This is a genomic window from Carboxylicivirga agarovorans, from assembly GCF_050589845.1.
GTDB lineage: Bacteria > Bacteroidota > Bacteroidia > Bacteroidales > Marinilabiliaceae > Carboxylicivirga > Carboxylicivirga agarovorans.
In genome coordinates, this window is sequence record NZ_JBNGPA010000036.1 from 37185 (window position 1) to 54226 (window position 17042).

At 41.7% G+C, this 17042-nt stretch carries 7 protein-coding genes; 1 reads left to right on the forward strand and 6 read right to left on the reverse strand.

Going from position 1 to position 17042, the window contains the following annotated elements; translation table 11 throughout:
• Positions 1–12 precede the first annotated feature (12 nt).
• The 6 genes from ACRD69_RS21680 to ACRD69_RS21705 all read right to left on the reverse strand — a co-directional run bounded on the left by ACRD69_RS21680 (position 13) and on the right by ACRD69_RS21705 (position 16032).
• Positions 13–3084: a SusC/RagA family TonB-linked outer membrane protein gene (locus ACRD69_RS21680; RefSeq protein WP_430817246.1), complete on the reverse strand. Its 3072-nt coding sequence runs from the start codon at positions 3082–3084 to the stop codon at positions 13–15.
• A gap of 499 nt (positions 3085–3583) precedes the next feature.
• Complete coding sequence (locus ACRD69_RS21685) at positions 3584–5167, reverse strand: T9SS type A sorting domain-containing protein (protein WP_430817247.1); 1584 nt, start codon at positions 5165–5167, stop codon at positions 3584–3586.
• A 131-nt stretch (positions 5168–5298) separates the two neighbouring features.
• The gene (locus tag ACRD69_RS21690; RefSeq protein WP_430817248.1) at positions 5299–5715 is read right to left on the reverse strand and encodes a DUF4625 domain-containing protein; all 417 of its coding nucleotides are present in this window, start codon (positions 5713–5715) and stop codon (positions 5299–5301) included.
• Between the two features lie 77 nt (positions 5716–5792).
• A complete protein-coding gene (locus ACRD69_RS21695) occupies positions 5793–13490 on the reverse strand; it encodes a S8 family serine peptidase (RefSeq protein WP_430817249.1) in 7698 nt (2565 codons plus the stop codon).
• Between the two features lie 63 nt (positions 13491–13553).
• On the reverse strand, positions 13554–13811 hold the full coding sequence (locus ACRD69_RS21700; RefSeq protein WP_430817250.1) for a hypothetical protein: 258 nt from the start codon (positions 13809–13811) through the stop codon (positions 13554–13556).
• A gap of 598 nt (positions 13812–14409) precedes the next feature.
• Entirely contained in the window at positions 14410–16032 is a 1623-nt protein-coding gene (locus ACRD69_RS21705) for a tetratricopeptide repeat protein (RefSeq protein WP_430817251.1), read from the reverse strand.
• Between the two features lie 888 nt (positions 16033–16920).
• On the opposite strand from ACRD69_RS21705, the gene ACRD69_RS21710 reads away from it, so the two are divergent.
• A partial coding sequence (locus ACRD69_RS21710; RefSeq protein ID WP_430817252.1) for an endonuclease domain-containing protein occupies positions 16921–17042 on the forward strand: 122 nt, incomplete at its 3' end.

Here is a 17042-nt window from a genome sequence, read left to right on the forward strand (position 1 = left end):
TTTTTAGATTGATTAAAATGCCACATCAACACCCACAGAATAGGTTCTTGCCGCCGGGTATTCATAAGTTGCAATATTGTTGCTGTCCTCCGGATCAAAGCCAGACCAGCTGGTCCAGGTCAGCAGGTTTTGTGCCTGACCATAAATTCGCATCGATTTAATGAAACCTGTTTTCATCAGTATATTTTCAGGTACCCGATAGGCTAACTGCACGTTACGCAGGCGCAAAAACGAAGAATCTTCAATATCTTTTGATGTGATCTGCCGTTCTGTACCCAATCGTTGTATTTCAGTTATATCTCCTGGTTGTTGCCATATATCCAGCATTTTACGCGACATGTTGTACTGGGCGAAATTATGGTTCTCCTGGAAGAACGATTCATTGTTTAATCGCGAATACCCATAGGCATAAGTAAATGCGGCACTTAAATCAAAGCCCTTCCATTTGACAGCAGTTCCAAATCCACCATTCACCGGTGCTTCTGAGGTCCCAAACTTAGCTACCCATGCTGCTTTATTAAAATCACTGGTCACACTGCCATCGGTAGCATAATACATTGGATCTCCTGTAGCAGGATTCACACCTGCCCATTCAGGCAAATAATGAGAGTTTAACGGCAGCCCCACCCGTACGATCGATGTACCGCTTTCGAACTCATCCACTTGTCCCAAATCCAAAATCTCATTATCATTATAAGAAATATTGGCATTGATACTCCATACTAAATTCTGATTGCGGATAACATCATAGTTTACAAGGAACTCAACACCCCGGTTACGCATCTTACCGGCATTAACACGTTTGGCATCGCCAGGGACTCCAGCTGTAGATGACAGGCTCTGTACCAGGAAAAGATCAGATGTTATGTTATTATACACATCAACAGATCCGTTCAAGCGGTTATTGAACAGGTTATAATCGATTCCAAGGTTGGCTTTATGACCGATCTCCCACTTGATATCAGGATCTCCTGAACCTGCCAGTCCAAGCCCCGGCTCACCGTTATAGGATGGTGTACCCCAAACTGTCAACGATTCAAAATCTCCCACTCCCTGGTTACCCGTGGTTCCATAACTGGCACGCAATTTCAGACTATTAACCCATTGAATATTGTCAATAAAGGATTCACGACTGATATCCCAAATAAATCCACCGGAGTACAAAATGGCAAATTGGTTATTGGCGCCAAAAGCTGACGAACCATCGCGCCTGATACTTCCGCTAAAGCTATACTTTTCATTGAATGTATAGTTGAGAATTGTGAATAATGAGAATAAACGGCGCTGACTTTCTCCTCCTCCGACATTCGGGATAAAGTTATTGGTGCTTGTTCCGGGAGTAATAGATGCCATCGACTCCGGTAGTTTTGCACTTAAGCCATATCCTGTAAATCCGAATGACTGATTATAACGGTCACTGTACTCTGAACCCACCAGTACGCCCAGAATATGCTTCTCACCAATTTGCTCCTTATAATCAAGGGTATTGGTAAAGGTTGTTTCAACGCGTCTGTTGGTGCTTTCAGATATATAACCACCCCTGTTTGCCGCGTCATCATTGGCAATGCTTGATTCCCATGAATCAGGACTCACATAACGTTCACCATAGCCCTGGCGATAATCTATACCATATTGTGTTTTGGCTGTCAAAATAGGTAAAATATCCCATTCAGCATTGAACACCCCGACAAACTTGGTATTTTCACCCGTACTTGACATGTATAGAATGCGATCATAGGCATTGGCCCCCGTCAGGGCAAATGACTGGTAATCATTTCCATTATCGAAGTTTCGCTCATTATTGGATGGAAATTTATAAAACCCTCTGTTGTATGTGCCATCGGCTTTATACAGTTCTTCATAAGTATTGGCCAGGTACATGGCTGCAAATGGATTGGCAAGGGCAATACCCCCTTCTGACTCAATGGTATTATTGGAAGCATAACTAAAGGTTGTTGACACTCCAACACGTATTTTTTTCGACACATTATGATCAAGGTTCAATCGCCCTGTATGACGTTTTAAATCCGATCTTTGAGCCAACCCTTCCTGGTAGAAGTTTTGATAAGCCAGGTAAAATTTAGTCTTTTCATTACCTCCGGACATATTGACTTCATGACTTTGTGTTTGGCCGTTTCTTACAAAGACATCCTGCCAGTTGGTATTGATACCACGTAAACGATCTAATTCAGTTTCATGTTGTCCTAAGAGCTCAGGACTTAAACCCGCATTAACAGGGTTTAAAGGACTTAAATCCCAGCCAACACCTTTTTTGGCATATTCTTCAAACCATAACTTTTCAGATGAGTTCATTAACTCAAAGTTATCCTGCGTTTTAACGGACACACCCGCCTGGTAACGGTAATTGATACGGGTTTCTCCGGCTTGTCCCCGTTTAGTCGTGATTAATATCACACCATTTGAGGCGCGTGAACCATAGATAGAGGTAGCAGCTGCATCCTTAAGAACAACTACATTTTCAAAGTCATTGGCATTGAGATTGGCAAAATCACCAGCAGAGATAGGTGTCCCGTCCATAATATAAAGCGGTGCATTACCACCTGTAATAGAAGAAGTACCACGGATACGTACTTTTGCTGATGCCCCGGGCTGTCCTGACCCCGATGAGATAGCCAACCCAGTTGTCTTACCCTGTAACATCTGATCAAATGTTGCTACCGGCACCTGTTCCAACTCTTTAGCCGACACAGTGGTAATGGCACCTTTCAGTCCTACTTTACCCTTACTGCCATAGGCCGTTACCACAATTTCTTCCACCGTTTGTGTATCGTCGCTTAGCGCTACATTTATTACCGACTGACCATTGATAACAACCTCCTGCCTGGCCATACCCACAAACGAAAATACCAGTACCTGAGCTGATCCGTCAACTTCAAGCGTATACTGACCATCAATATTGGTAATGGTGCCTATTGAAGTTCCCTGCACCATTATTGTAGCGCCTGGAATGGGCAGACCATCGGCTTGCCCGCTTACCTTTCCGGTAATTGTTCGTGTTTGAGCCATCAGTACCTGAGAGATACCAAGGGCCAGAAACATGCATAAACTGAATAATCGTTTCATCTGTTAATTTTTATTTTCATATGTCAGATGGAACTCCCAAATAAATGATAGACAACCCATTAAAGCAGGCAGTCCGATTTACTTGTTCGTTTCATTTAATTTTAGTTTAGTTGCTAATAACCAGAGAGAGATGCCTGTTTGATTTCCCTTGGTTGTTCGCATGCTTAACGTTACTGAATACTATTCTTACATTCTATATATTGTATCTCACAGGGAGATGCATTATTTCCATATCAGGAGCAGCGCTTGAGCTGCAGCATTTGGGCTTGCCAGCCAATTGAGGATTGGTGATTTGGTAATAAGTTTCCTGTGGTATTCTATTATGAGTAATTGCAAATTGAAAAGATGCTGGTTAAAAACTGCCCCGGTAAGGCCCTAAATAGTCGAACTTTAAGTCCTGACAATAGTTGCAAGGATTTAGATTGCTTATCCGGGGCAGATTGTGTTTCCGGCTTAATTAAATTATCCTGTTTATTAATTTAAACCTCTGTCACGCTCGTTAGCGTTTTGTAATTTTAACTGTCCTGGTTGCTCCATCAACCGTTGTAACGTTTACAATGTATAAGCCACTTCCTAGTCGGCCCATGTTAACAGCAGTAATGTTGCTACCCGTTTCAGAAAGAACTATGACACCTGCTAAATTGTATACCTCAACGTTTGTCACTGTCTCACCTGCAATGCGCAAGATGTCGGAAACAGGATTTGGACCAACTGATACATTCGCTTCTGTTGCAGATTCAAGCGATGTAACGACATCCATTGGCCATGAGTATAATTCGCTCACTTCATTTAAGGTACCTTCCGAATGCATGATATAAACAACACGACCGTGTCCGTAAATAGCTCTAATACCACTTTGAGCTGTATATGTATCATCTAAAATAACTTCGTAAATATTCATTCCATCAGTAACAAATACCTGTTCTGAACCAGCCGTTCCAACACTATATACAGCATAGTAATTAATAGTTCCAGTTCTGCTAATTGCTGTAAGGTTCATTCCATTTGCTGCCTCACCAAGGCGAGTTGCAGAAGGTGTTCCAGCAGTTAAATCAACGCTATACAATCCTTTTCCTAAAGTAGCATCAGTTGCAAAAAAGAATAAATAATCACCTGATACTGTAACAGATTCAATCTCATCTGACACATCAGTTCCATTTATCTCAACAAAAACAGTAGCATTAGCCAATGGTGCAGGAACAACAGAATATAGCTTTGATACTCCTTCAGTAACTTCTGCTCCAAGGTACATTTTAGTACCATAGGCTGCAATGTTCTCTACCGATGATTTGCATGCATACATGCCACCAACCTTAAGTGTTTCTGCATTATAATCACCACCGTGAACAATTATTCGATTATACCCCGCTAATTCATCAGCAGCAAAAATAATTGGTGTCCCACCAATATCCATCGTTGTGTTAACAGCATTATTCGTAGAATAACTTGGATTAGTTGAGAAGCCTGTTAAGTTGCTAAATACAGGAGCATTAACATCGTCAGTAAAATCTAATGAACACCATTGATCACTGGCCCATCCAAATGCCGGTTGCACATTCATCTCAAAATAAAGAATATTACCAATAGCAATAATCTTTGTATTTGGTAATATAATATAAGTGCCAATTTGAACACCTCCTGTTCCTAACTCATCTGGCATATAAAGCATGTTATCACTTCCAACCCAAATGTAGGTGCCATTATCTAAACGTACTACGTTGTTGATAATGTCAACCTGCGATTCTGCAATTGTGGTAACACTACCGTTCTGAATTTGCTTAATTGTATTACCTTCAGCCCACCAACTAGTCCATGTACCATCTTGCGCACCTTGAAGAAATTGAATGGTCTCTGATGGTAAAGTCGTAATTGCTGAATAAGATGATCCCATTAATCCAACATTGGTATACTTTAAATGCTCGTTAGTACCATCGTCAGATAATGTCAGCATTTGTCCGCCGTAACGTACAGCCTGACGAACAGGCCCTTCCGTTAAACCTCCATTTGTCCATGAACCTGTGTTTTGACCAAACAAAGTTGTTGCAGCCATAACTGCTGCCAATAAAAATGTAAATCTTTTCATAGTGAATATATTAAATTAATAAATGAAGGTTCCGTTGAACCTTTAAAGAGTTAATAGCTATCAGGCAGGAGATTAAACCACCCCGCCTTTGGCACCCCTCCTTGAAAAGGAGGGGAATTATAACAATTACCTTACTCAATTTCTATGTTCCGGCTGAATTGAGTGAGGTTGCCATTATTATCAGTTACCCGAACACTGATGACATAGGAGCCCGACATAATATCATAGGGTATTTCGCCATTGAACACGATATAGTTTTCTAACGTCTGAGTGCTACCGCTAATCTCTACTATTTCCTCATCGGGTCTCCACGGATCGTCCCATCCTTTAAGTACAGGACTAATGCCTAAAACACATTCTTTAAGCCCACTTCCACCTTCATCGCTAAAATGGGCATTGAGGTATATGATCTGTCCCCTGAAGTATTTCTGTCCAATGGCAGGTGTTTCCATTTCTACCGAGGGGCTAATTGTATCATTGTCGTTCTCGCAACCAGAAACCATTAGTAGTAGCGCCAGGGCTGCAATAATGCATTTAAATTGTTTCATAATAATTTGATTTAATGGCGGATGTAAAAACCGCCCCCCGATCATGGGAATAGGGGAGCCGGTTTTTTCAACCTTGCCTACGCTTTTACAAATCGCTTAACTGTTTTATTCGTTTCTGTAATTACTTCTATCATATAGATGCCCGGGGCCAGATCAGAAATATTAATCCGGTTATGAAGGCCCAAACCATCTCTCACAAGCTTAAGCACCTCACCGGATATACCAAGCACACGTACTTCCTTAACCTTATTGTTAGTGTCGGCCACCTGAATATTTAGTATATCATTTGCCGGGTTAGGGTATAATTTAAAGCTGTCAGCCTCCAGGTCATCCATACCCACACGGTGTTTCACTTTGGCCTTAAGGTCGAACACAGCACTACCAAAAAATCCATCGTAAACCGAAATTTTAATACCTGCTGTACCAAGGGCAAGCGGAGAGAGTACAAGGCTACGATCCATTTCGAACATATCAACATAGCTTGTGCCTGTGTTGACGACTGAATAGTTAATGGCATCACCATCCGGGTCGCTGAAATAATCATCCAGGTCAATCTCATGGGTAAAATCGCCCTCCAGTACCAGCACTACTTCCTCCAAAGGATTCACCATTTCGGGCGCGCGGTTGGTATGGTTCACCACCAGGTTGATCCTGGTTTTATTGGCATTTCCATGTTCATCGGTGGCCACCACAACTAGGCGGTAGTCATCTGATGAATCTTCATAACCCGGTGTCAGCGTCAGGTATACCGTCCCATTCTTCTCTTCATACTCAGCAAAATCAATCGTCTCAGTCAGATCATAAGTAAAGGCATCACCTTCCGGATCACTGGCAGTAATGACCTGAACCAGGGTATCGCCTTCCTGCATATCAATGTTTAGGAATAGGTCATTCACAAACTGAGGGCCTTTATTCTTATCCAGTATCATCTCCACTTCCACTTCCTGGTTAACAGGGTCGTTGGTAGCAATGGTTAAAATGGCTTTGTTCATGCCCTGGGAAGCTTGTTCCGGGTTGAATTCAACCGGTACCGTCAGGCTCTCGCCAGCAGCTACACTGCCAATATATTTCACTTGCGGTGTGGCCCAGCCCGCTACCTTATAGGTTTCTTCACCTGCCAGCACCAGGTTACAAGCCAGCCCAAAACCGCTTACACTGGTCATCTCAGCCCATGCATCCCGATTACCATAATAAGAAGTGTTCTCCAGTCTTTCTTCAAGATTCACATAACCTTGAGGATAATATATCTCTTCAGGGTAAGTAATACTAATAAAGAACTCCTCATTGGGGAAGAAGGTCATCTCCTCATCCAGTTCAATTGTAATAAGCCTACCCGAAGCTTGTTCGGCCGGCTCATTCTCCTGGTGCAGGTATTCCATTGAATACAATACTTCCGAATTATTGGGGTTAGCCTCACCCGATAATATTTCAATGGTCAGTTTACTATTCAGGCTTTCCTCCCATAAAAAGAAGGTTTGAACATGTGTCAGGTTAAAACCATCAGCCGGAGCTTTGAATCGTGTAGCCGAACGATATAAAGCAGTACCTGCAAAACCGATGGCACCATCTGCTTCACGCTTATCGCTGTATGCCATTAAACGATTGAAGTTCACTTCATTCTGAGTTCCTTTTAGAACCGACGAAGCCTGAGCCTTCCCACCTTTTAACGAAGATGCACTGATAAATGAACCATGGGCACCTGAAGCTTCCATTGTCTCTTCCGGACGCTCATAAGCCATGCTAAAATTATAGCTAAGTTCCGACTCACCGGCAGTGTTATCAATCACCATATTGCGCATTTGCACATCAGCATCCGATTGCGCATATACATACATGTCATCTCCTGAAATTGAAATGGATGGTGGATTATAATAATTGACTGACAGGGGTATTTCAACATTGGCATTTTCTGCTTTATCGGTGTATACTGTGATGATATCACTATAATCACCAACCAGCTCCGGTGTTACCCTTACAGCAAACGTTTCACTTTGTCCGGGACGTAAAGTATGGTTCAATAAAGAGTAAGATATATCATACCAGCCATCAATGGCCTCACCGGTTCCAAATTTGGTATCATCCCCCAATAAGGCTCCATTATAGGCTGAAGCGCTTTTCAATCGTAATCCTTTGATTAAGATATCATCTGTACCCGTATTGGTCACTGTAAACGTACTATCATAACTTGTGTAGTTGCCATTCCCTAGTTCGATAACCATCTTACCACCCAGTTCCAGTGCCTGTGGTAAGTCCAGTACCTGTTCTCCATTCACGATTAAGGTGGCCGGTATTGTAAACTCCGGTTGATCCGGTGTATTATTCGCCAAACTGATTACACCTGAGTATTCACCACCATAAACGGTTGTGGCATCAAATACCAGGTCAAAATCTTTAGACGATTCTGCCGGAATGGTATAAGACATTTTAGGTACGTAGGTAAGTGTCAATCCTGGCGTTAACCTTCGTTGTCCACGTTTCTTATAAGTCGTTCCTTTGCTACCATCGTGGTTCTCCATGGCTACTATACCCATCTTTTGCGTATAGTCGCGTTCATAATCATGGAACTTATAGAGCATTTTGATGGTTCCATCCTTGTAAAGAATCAGTTGGAAGGACATCGGCTCACCGTCATTGAACATGGTAATCATGTTGTTATACTGGATGATCGCCTTTTCTTCGTCGGCCCACATATATTGCCCCGGATTACGATACCATGCCGGATTTGTAGAGGTAATAAACCCATGGAATGGCGCAATGTAATTGCTTATACCTGCATCAGGATCAGGCGCAACCTCATTTCCTCCATAGAACAAACCATTAATATCCTGCCCATCACTAAATGTAACAACACCACCAAAACCTACATAAAGACTATCGTATTCAACACCGTAGAAGTTAAAATCAAACGGCAGAGCCCGTTTCTTAAAGTAACCTCCTGCTTTCCAAAAATCATCACCATACTGAACGGCATTTTCAGGTTCAGCAATATCAAACCAATAGTGCTCAGGATCGTTCTCACTGGTACTTTCAATCAAATGATAATCAAAGTTGGTGCCCAAGGTCGTATTTCCTTTTTCCCACACCTTTAACCATTGTGTTCCTCCCGTACTTAGCTCCATTGGATTTTTACCACTATTATTCACCCTTAGGGTTCGTGTCAGTGTTTCTCCAAAATTTAAGGACTCATTGTAAGAACTTGTGCCGCTGCTGATCACCGGTGCTTCAATAATGGTACCGGTGATATTCAGTGTGAAAACAGTGCCCTTATCATCGGTAAAAGTGATCACATCATTAACAGTACCTAATGTACCGGCATCAATGCTAAAGGTATATTTGGCTTTACCGTTCGGATTCAATTTAGCCGGTAAATAGCCATCGATGCTATAGTTGCCATTGGCGCTTACCACAGAAATAATGTTACCTGAAGCCTTACCTTCATTGGCAACCAACACTGACATTTCTTTTGAACCGCCCTGGAATACTTCACCGAAATCAAGACTGGCTTCAGATAGTTGATAATCAACCACACCGCCTGAAGTGATGTTTAGGTTCGCTGCGTGAAAAATACTACCATTGACAGGATCGTTGGATGCGACGCCAATACGTTCTACAAAATCACTTACAAACAAGGTGTCGGTATCTATGGTATACCCAATTGTTACAGACTGTCCTGCAGGTATGGTACCCGAGGCATTTGTCACCTGCGTTACTGCCCCGTATCCCGGACTCTTAAAGCTATAGTAATAGCCGGAACGAGGTGTTACCAGTGTCGGATTATACGACGCCGGTGCAGATGAGACACCCTGGTAATTGTAATGCCATCTGCCGGCCAGCATTAACCCATCTTCTTTTTCTTTGTCCTCTATGGCAATCAGTGTCTGGAAACGGCCATTGTAATCATCACCTGCTTCGCCAATATCTTTAAAATGGATATCAATATCACCACTGTCCCAGAGTATAATCTGGTAGGTCATCTCCTCTTCAAAAGGCGGTGGGGCCAAACCATCTTCAACAGACTCTCTATAGGATTGGCGAATACCATCATACTGCACCACGAATCGATCAGGAAATGACTGTACATAAATATGTCCCAGGTCGCCCTGCGTAATATCCATCAGGAACATTTGTCCATTGGCTGAAATATAGCGTCGGTTATTGTCCCGATATCTATACATCAAACTACTGGTATTAAATCGATAACGCGTGTCAAAACTTAATAAGCCCGATCTATTGGTGATATAGATACTGTCTTCCGGCAAGCCAAAGAAAGGGAAATCAAAACCCATTTCGACCTGGTAATAATCCTCTTCAGGGTTATCAATGAAGAAAGGTAATATATCTGTTCCCGTGGCAGCAATATCGTTCCATTCAAAAGCTGGCGTTGACAAGTTTCCTTCTTTAACCACACCTGTATAACCTGATTTATGCTCCCAGCTATCCACATCTACTATGGTTTCTTCACCAAACTTAGGCACATAGTAATCCAATGGATATCCACCTGTATTCGTTAAGGTAAATGAACCTGTGACCACATCACCCAGGGTCAAATCGTTAAAATCAGTGCTCAAAGGTGATATTTCTGCTTTTGGTGGCTCAATACCAACACCATACAGTGTAAAACGGTATTCATAACCCGTTTTATCGTGTAATATCACTTCACAGTTTTGAGCTCCCGCCGCCTCAGGCGAGAAACGTACATTTAAGCGGATGGTTTCCTGTGATTTGATGATAGGACCAAGGCTATAATCCAATGTAAACAATGGATTTGATAATTCAATATCCAGTGCATTACCATCTGAAGCAAAGTGACCATAGCCCAGGTTGGCAATTTCTATTTCCTTTTCAACACTGTTACCAATAAACACCGATCGGTAATCAACAATACCGGCTGATATTAATTCAGGTTGGTGTCCACGAACTGTAAAATCAACTCCAACACGCTGTAGCTCTTTTCCCGTCTCATTGGTAAATAAGCTCAGCCCTGCTTTGTAATCACCGTTAGCCAGCCTGGTAGCATCCAGCTCCATGGCCACCATTTGATTCCCACCAGAGGTAACGCGTCCGCTATCGGGACTCAGAGTAATGTAATTTTCCAGGGCCTCGTACTCACTACCTGCACCAATTACCCACACACGATCGTTTTGATAGATCAATTCTTCCAGCATTGTCCACGACTGGCCCATATTGGTACTGTAGTAACAGTTCTCTGAATTAGCATTGAATTCTTCAATACCAGCGGCCAACGGACTTGTTGGGCCGGCAGGCACATGAACTGCTACCCAAAAATAACTGTCAGGTGCAAAATAAAACTGATCTTTCAGCTCGATCTGATAAAACCATGCTCCATCAGGTTTATCTGCTTCAAACTGATCCTCATATATCAACTTGGCATTATTAATATCGTAACCGCTATACAATTGAATTGTAATGGTACGATCCAGATCTTCAGGAATATGATTCAATGCAAGCTCCAGGTCAGTGAGGTTAAAACCCGAAACAACTTTTACCTGGTCTCCACCAATGAAATCTGTATTGTTTTCGTCACCTTTTTCTATATAGTAACGTATGGCCGCTGAGTTGGACAAACTCAGGTCCGTCTCCCCCATAAATAACATATATGGAGGAATGTCCTGCCACAACCAGTTGTATGTTTCTTTTTGTCCGTATGGTACAATTTCAGGACGATCCACCTCGTATGATGAGATGGTGTGACGATATGGCACAGGCGCAGAATTGGTAATAACTACCGGTTCGGCATTGTCATATACATCAATCACTGATGAGTGACGCGGTGTACTCCACCACTTCAGGTCACCTTCACCTACGTTATTGATGGTAAACTCACCTTCGCCTTTCAATGACATTGTAGCATCGATAGCTATCGGTCCCACATTCTCCGGATTAATCACCACCGTTGGTCCTGCATTGGTGCTACGCATCAATACATCGCTTAAGGGACCAAAATTCATAAAGCGATCAACAGCCCGCATAGCAAAATAATACTCTGTTAATGCATCCAGATCTTCAATGACATATTCCATCATATCCCCAGCCTGACGACGTTCTACAGGAATAATTATTTTCTTCGCCTGGTCTAAGCTCAACTCAGTAAAAGGAACTGTAGAATAATACAATTCAAACTCATAAGGTCTGAGATCATCCTCATCAACCGGCACTGTCCAGTTTAAGATCGCATAATCCTGAGCAATATTAGTAACAGCAAAATCGGCAATTGCATCAGGTGCAATTCCACTGTTTTCCTGCATAGATGCCACTGCATCAATTAATCCAACACCCAGCTTACCACTATACTGTTCGTTATGCTCAATAGTATAAATAGCATCATAATCGGCGCCAGTGATTAAACGACGCTTCAGGTCGTCACGAGTAAAATCATCACCCTGATATTTTGAAACGATCAGAGCAGCTAGTCCTGCCACATGAGGACAGGCCATGGATGTACCATCCAAATAGCCGTATTTATTATCAGGCATCGTACTCAGCACTCCGGACTTATCGTTGTAATCCATATCACCACCAGGCGCAGCAATACTAATATGTGGTCCATAATTACTGTAGCTGGCACGCTCGTTCTTATCTGTAGTAGAAGCCACATCAATGGCACTTTCGTATGCTCCCGGATAGTGAGGTTCCGGGTCATTGTCATTACCCGCGGCAAAAATAACTACTCCTCCGCGCATTGGGCTACCAGGATAATTCCCGGCTTCGGCCACGAAGTAATCAATGGCGTCCAAAACAGCTTGCTCATAGATGTGTGGCACAGTATAGCCCCATGAGTTCTGAGAAATAACCGCTCCGTTATCGGCCGAATATATAAAGGCCTGTGGCACGTACAATTTCGAACCCGAATAGCCCCATATATCACATGACATTAGTTTTACACCATCACCATTTCCGGTACCCCCGGCAACACCGGCAACACCTATACCATTGTTATTGACAGCGGCCACTGTTCCGGCCACGTGTGTACCATGGTAACCCGGGTTGATCTCACCCATCTGGTCTGAGAAGTTGTAACCATGAATATCATCTACAAAACCATTTCCATCATCATCTTTACCTGCAACACCATTTAACTCAGCCTTGTTAACCCATAAGTTATCGATCAGATCTTCATGCTTAATATCTATACCATGGTCAACGATAGCCACCACAACGTTGCTGGCACCAGCTGTTTCCTTCCAAACATTCTCTACATTTATATCGGCACCTGCTAATCCTCCTGTTTGACCGGTATTTTTGTAGTGCCACTGATCTTTCAGGTAAGGATCATCAAATAATTCGCTGGTCGCTCCTTTTAGACCAGAAGGTCTGTCAACAATACTTGCCTTAACAGGCTGTTGTATCTTTTCATATTCCGGCTCAGCATACTGAACCTCCGGTAAAGCATTATACAACTCAGCTATTTCACCGGCATCCAGCTCCTCGTCAATTTCCATCACATACCAAAGATGAAGACCATGCTTACGATGCCTGTTTTCAAATTTTGGTGAATAGGGAAATAAACGGGTCATCTGAACCGCCTTCACATCGTTATTCAACTTATCAATGCGCTCAAAGCCGGTTATCACAACTCCAGTCTTTCGCGCTGTCTTTAAGTTGCTCTCTATCCCCTGCAAACCGGGTTGTAACTTCACTTTTACAATACCCTTTTGAATTCCCTTCTTAAACTCCTGTCCTTCCACAGACCGGCATATACCCAGAAAGAGCATGAGTATTAAGAATACTTTAGTTATACGTAGTAATTGTTTCATTTGATTTTATCTGTTTACTCTGATTTAATTGTGACTATTTATTATTACAGGAAGCTCAGTGTATTAAACCAAGCGCAGTTTGAACAGCTCTTTGATCATGCTCATCCATGATTGTTTCCTGGCTGATTTCCTGGGAGCATTCAGATTCCCGGATTCCAGATGAAGCATGATCTTTTTTAAGGCCTCATTCTCCAGCATCCTTTTTTCATATAAGCTTTCTATTTCCCTGTCGATTTTTTCTTCATTAAAGGCCATCTCAATTCTTATTGATATTGATGGGTCAAATATATCGGCAGGTAAAACCTTTAAAAATTTTAACACCCCCACATGACTAGCAGAAAGAGAAAACATACCCTTATTTGACTACAACAGGGGCTATTGGCAGTACAACATCACTACAACACCAAAGTCTTAAATGTTAGTTTTCAGCATCTTAATGAATTTGTGTTTTAGAAGAGAAAATGAGTAGTTACCTTAATGATTCCTCATCGGATGACGATTTATGATAGGTAAGTGCTATGCGATGCGTTAATGAAAATGAACCAGCACATGATATCGGGGTTAACAGATAATAATGGCTGGCCATTGTTTTATTAGCAGGCTGTAGGTCGGCCATAGCTAATGTTCGATTGTGTATAAATTATATGTGAGGAGTTGAGGAGTTTATTGGTCGAACTGCTTAACTGTTAAACTGCCACCCTATCTGTATCGGGTTCAGCCCATTCAGGGCTGATGTCAGGTGCTTAAGACTAGCTCCGGCCAACGATGATTATTCATGTTATGTGCCTTCAGGACATAGATTTAGGCAGTGCTGCCGTGCGAGTGCGGTAGCGAAGGAGACTTATTCTGTATCGGCAATTATGGAGCCTCAATCAATAAATTATACTAAGCGATAGGTTCAACGTCACACCACAAGTAACTACAAACTTGACAAATAGGTAATCAAATTAACATCGGTGTTAGTCAAATCCAATTTCTTACGCAATCTTGTACGGGCGGCCTCCACACTCCTTACATTTTGTTTGGTTATGGCTGATATTTCTTTGGTGGTCATGTTTAAGCTCAGAAAAGCTGAAAGTCGTATCTCATTGGGTGTCAGATCGGGATGGGCCAACCTCAGGTTTTCATAAAACTGCTCATGCACTTGTTGAAAGCGCAGCTCAAAGTCTTCCCATACATCCTGATCAGTGATACCCTGTACATCAAAAATGACACTTTGTATTTTTTGAGATGCCTTAGCAGGCAGGTCTGTTTTTAGCTCCTGTAAGCTATTGGTTATGGAATTGAGCACTTCATTTTTTTTCACCAGGTACATCACGTTTGTAGCTAACTCCTTATTTTTATTTAACAGATCATCTTCCAGCTTTTCTTTTTCCAGCCTTGTTTTCTTGGATCTTAAACGCGTTAAATTAAGAATTAAGAGAGCGATAATTAAACCAACCAATAATAAAGCAACTAACAAGCTAATGTATAAACGTTGTTTTTTGGCCTCCAACTCCTTTTGTTCTTCAAGCTTTGAATAATCATACTTCAATTGCATTTTAGCCAGCTCCGCAATGTTCTTCATATTGAACAGACTATCCTGCAAAGCCCTGTTTTCCTCTAAGAAAGCAACTGACTCTTCATAGCGTTTAAGTTGTTTTGCCGATTGGTAAAGCACTTCCGTCGCCTCAAGTTTGTGGTTCATGGAGTGAATTTTATCCCCATGATCATAGGCCAGCATGCTGTATTTATATGCCTCCTCATATTCACGGGCAAACAAATGAAAATTGGCCTTATGGGTGGCAGCTACCGCAATCAATCGGCTGTCTTCCATTTTAAGTGCTAAGCGATACGATACATCGGAATAATAACGTGCACTATCTAACTCATTAAGTGAGCGGTAAGCATCTGCCAGGTTATTATACAACGGAATGATGAAATCTTCGGCAGGATAATCTTTATAATTATCTATGCCTCTGTGAAAATAACTTATGGCACTTTTAAAATCCTCTTTCTCATTATAGATCAGCCCAATGTTATTATAGGTGCCACTCAAATGCCGACGTTCATTTTCTGCTTCCTCTTCATCCATCTCCTTAAATACATTTAAGGCTTTAAAGAAATATTCAAGGCCATCGTCCAGATCATCGAACTTAAGATTCAAGGTACCCAAATTATTAAAAGAGTAAAAAACGAACTTCTTATAACCTTTTTCCTCGGCTGTATTCAGAGCATCAAAATAATAACGTCCTCCCAATTCATAATTACCAATACTAACATGCAGTGCACCCAGTTTATTATTAATATCGGTTATCAAAAAAGCATGGTTTATTTCCCTGGCTATTTCCAATGCATCCTGAAGTATATTGATCCCTTCCAACACGTCTGTTTTACGCACATAACCGGCCAATACCAACATATTACGTATCTCATCTTCCCCCTGTTCGGCATTATCAACTTCCAAACGCAGACTATCCTCAATGAACTTATTTTGAGAATAAAGGTCATTGAAGCACAGGAACAAACCCAAAGAAATTAATATGAGATATGTTTTAACCACTTATTTTTAATTACGGATGGTTCAACGCTATTTATCTATCGTCTTCGTTCAAAAATAGGCAGAAATTTAATAGCAATAAAATAAATAACCGAATTGTTGGTTCATCTCCGATTAACAACAAGCCATAATTTTAACACTATGCGGAGTCCTGCTTTTCATTGCATCTATTTAATATAATATCATTGGATGCAATCTTCCACGATTCCCATTTCAGCCGTTTTTGAGCCTTAATTCGCACCAAGATTTCTTACATGTTCCTCTCAATAATTCATGAGTTGCCGGGTAATTCTTGCGAATGCTTCGGTAATTCTTCGGGACGGCTTCGGTAATCCTTCGACCCTTCTTCGGTATTTCTTCGGTAATGCTTCGGATCAACCTCGCTGTTAGCGAGGTTGATCCGAAGAAGACCCCTGTTTGGTACCTATCCGGCAGGTTTGTGATAGTTGCGTGGAATGTGGCAAGCACAAATGATTAAGGATGTCATAATAACATTTATAATATATTTTATTGTTATTTGACTTGTGGATTACAATTGCCTTTGGCTTGCCAACCATGCAAACATATGCCAAAGCATCTTGAGCCATTAGTTCAAAACCTTATCTACAAACACAGGTATCTCAGTCACTTCGGAAAGCCCAGCCAACTATAACGAGTACACATGAGTAATCAGGTATTTATTAATGTTATTAATCCATTTAAGGGCTCTGCCCACGAGTGTTCGAAAAGATTCAAACATTCACATATATAGTGTTTTGCCAGCTGTAAATCAGCTCTCCTCCTGGCAAGGAGAGGGGAGGTGGTTTTAAGTCTTTTTTATAAATTAGTTTTCAACAATATAAGAAAGATATAAAAAGTAACCGGCCAGAAATGATTTATAGGAGATAACTATTGAGAAACAGAGCAACTCCAGCGGAATGTGAACTTTGGAATTACCTTAAAGGAAAAAGAATATGCAATCTGAAGTTTAGGCGACAACATTCTATTGGGCAATACATTCTGGATTTTTATTG